The sequence below is a fragment of the Lutimonas sp. genome (assembly GCF_051011215.1).
Classification (GTDB): Bacteria; Bacteroidota; Bacteroidia; order Flavobacteriales; family Flavobacteriaceae; genus Lutimonas.
Window position 1 is genome coordinate 1 of record NZ_JBPCUJ010000039.1, and the last position, 2,846, is coordinate 2,846.

Below are 2,846 nucleotides of genomic sequence, written 5' to 3' on the forward strand. Positions count from 1 at the left end.
GTATTACAATTCCTGAGGAAATTTTACGTGCAGATGGTTTACAAATAATGAAACACTTTATTCAATTAGATATTTTCAAATTTGTTCCAACTTTGACTAAAGCAAGCTTTGTTGAAACACATGTCAATAAACAAGCTCAGGAAAAGAAACCTGAAATAAAAGAAAAAGCACCTGAACAAAAAGCTGCTTAAATTAAATTACTTTAGTACTCTTTGCTAGATTCGTTGCTCTTTTTTCAGTCATTTTAATTTCTTTTAAAATGGTATATCTCTCTGGTCTTAATTCTTGTGCAATAATCAAAGCTTCTACTATTACATCTGGTTTAAGACCAATTTGTTTTGCAGTTGTTGGGGCTCCAACATCCTTCAATGTCTTTACAATTTTTTTCCAGTCCAGTCCATGCAATTTCGCCATCATTATAGCTCCAATTCCACACTTTTCCCCATGTAGTCCAACCCCTGGAGCAATCTGATCAAGCGCATGTGAAAAAAGATGTTCTGCGCCAGAGCAGGGTCTGCTGCTTCCTGCAATACATGATGCCACTCCTGCGCTGATTAGGCCTTCGACAATTACCCTTGCATCCAACCCCTTCTCTGCAAAACCCGAAGAATTCTCCATGACTATCTTAGCGCTCATCATGGCCAAATCTGCTGCATACCTGCCATAGTATTCCTTTTTCTTTTTGTATCCTAGTTGCCAGTCTTTTACCGCAATAATGTTTGCAATAAGATCTCCGCATCCACTGGAAAGCAACCTTGAGGGTGCCTTTTTTATCACATCAATGTCTACAAAAACTCCCATCGGTGCTGATGCGACTATTGAATGTGGTTTTTCACTTTTTACAGAAACAAACGGACTTGCCATTCCGTCATGCGAAGCAGCAGTAGGCATGCTAACAAACGGCTTACCCAGGTTATAGGAGATCATCTTTGCAGTATCAACAGAACGGCCTCCGCCGACACCCACAATCAAACTAGAATCATCTTTTTTTACATTTTTTTGAATTTGATTCAATGAATCAATTTGGTTGTCTTTTGATGTATGCCACACAAATTGAATCTTATTTGATTTCAGTGATTTTTCAATTTTTTTCCTTAAAACCTTTTGAACATTTGTTCCAGACACCAGCGAAATTTTTTTCGGCCTATTTAGCGAATTTAGAAATCTCCCAAAATCAGCAATATTCTTCTCACCAATCTCAATTAATCTGGGTAACTCCATTGAATGAGATTGCATGCGATTTTAACTTTTTATCATTATTTATGATTTGACGAGATCAAAAAGTTATTTAAAAGGGTGACATGCCACTTACTTTATCTTAATAGGTGTATTTTTTGTCAAATAATGTTGAAGAAAAAATTCTGCACGGGACTACCACTGTAGGTATCAAGGCTAAAGACGGTGTCGTCTTGTGTGCCGACATGAGGGCCAGTGCAGGCTACTTTATTGCAAATAACAACACCATGAAAATTCAAAAAATCGACTTGCATGCTGGACTGACATTGGCAGGCGGAGTCGCAGACGCTCAAAATATTGTAGATATCCTACGATACCATTCAAATCTTCATAGGGTTGAAAAACAAACCCCAATCTCAATTCATTCTCTTGCTAGACTATGTTCCCTAATCTTCCATCAAAACAGAGGTTATCCGTTTATGGCTGACATCTTAGTTGGTGGTTATGACGCAGACGGACCTGCACTGTTTAACATTGACATGTTTGGTTCAGTAGAAAAGAAATCGTATGTAACTACAGGTAGCGGCTCTCCTGTAGCCTATGGTTTGCTTGAAGAGGAGTATCGAGAGGATCTTACCGTTGAAGAAGCAAAAAAAGTAGCTCTAAGAGCTGTCAAAGCCGCAATAGTTAGAAACATTGGTACTGGCGATGGAATTAACGTCGCAATAATGGATAAAGATGGTTTCCGTCTTTTGACCGATGAACAAAAGAAAGCAGTCATCGAACTTTAGTGATTTAATGCAAAGAAAACAACAACAAAAAGAATTACCTTCTAGCCAAAATATAATGGCCACCATACTGCAAAGTATTCCCAAAGAAGCAAATGTTACAAAAATAGAATACGAAGGACCACGAATTGCTCTTTACACAAATACTCCTCGTTATTTAATGGAAAATAATGAAACAATATCAAATCTTGTAAATGTAATCAAAAAAAGAATTGTTGTAAGAACTGATGAATCAATTAGAAAACCTGAAGATGAAGCTAGACGAATTATTGCAGAATGTGTTCCAAAAGATGCAAATCTACAAGGAACTCTCTTTGATACAGCTACTGGTGAAGTCTCAGTTGAAGCAAAAAGACCTTGGTTGTTACAAAGAGATGCAAAAGAATTCAATCATGCTGAAGTTACTGAAAAAACAGGATGGAAATTACGCATTAGAAAATCCACAACTATACCTTCTCGTACAATTCAAACAATCAATTCAACTCTAAAACAATACTCCTCTGAGAGGAGTAAACAGCTTAAACAAGTTGGTGATGAAATTTTCAGACCTAGATTGTCTGAGAGAACTGAAGTTTCTCTTTTTACTCTTGGTGGATTTGGTCAAGTTGGCAGATCTTCCTTATTACTATCCACTCCTGAAAGTAAGATCCTAATTGATTGTGGAATTAATCCTGGTGCACGTTCACCAATGGATGCATATCCTAGATTAGATTCTCTAAATCTAACATTAGATGAACTTGATGCAGTAGTAATTGGACATGCACATTTGGATCATACTGGATTCTTACCAACATTGTGTAAATATGGTTACAAAGGTCCGATTTATTGTACAGAACCAACTCTTCCTATGATGAATCTAATTCAATTAGATGCAATCAAAGT

General features: G+C 37.0%; 4 protein-coding genes. 3 read left to right on the forward strand and 1 reads right to left on the reverse strand.

The genetic code is table 11. The annotated features are described in order from the left end of the window. Positions 1-191: hypothetical protein (locus ACR2MV_RS04210; protein WP_434020650.1), on the forward strand; the 191-nt coding region annotated here is incomplete at its 5' end. 1 nt (position 192) lies between these two features. Here the strand turns inward: ACR2MV_RS04210 and ACR2MV_RS04215 are convergent. Continuing rightward, the gene (locus tag ACR2MV_RS04215; protein WP_434020651.1) at positions 193-1,236 is read right to left on the reverse strand and encodes an NAD(P)-dependent glycerol-1-phosphate dehydrogenase; all 1,044 of its coding nucleotides are present in this window, start codon (positions 1,234-1,236) and stop codon (positions 193-195) included. Between the two features lie 89 nt (positions 1,237-1,325). On the opposite strand from ACR2MV_RS04215, the gene psmB reads away from it, so the two are divergent. Both psmB and ACR2MV_RS04225 read left to right on the forward strand, forming a co-directional pair. Next, positions 1,326-1,967, forward strand: coding sequence for an archaeal proteasome endopeptidase complex subunit beta (psmB, locus tag ACR2MV_RS04220; RefSeq protein WP_434020652.1), 642 nt, complete (start codon positions 1,326-1,328; stop codon positions 1,965-1,967). Positions 1,968-1,974: 7 nt separating this feature from the next. Next, the coding region (locus ACR2MV_RS04225; protein WP_434020653.1) for an MBL fold metallo-hydrolase at positions 1,975-2,846 on the forward strand (872 nt) is incomplete at its 3' end.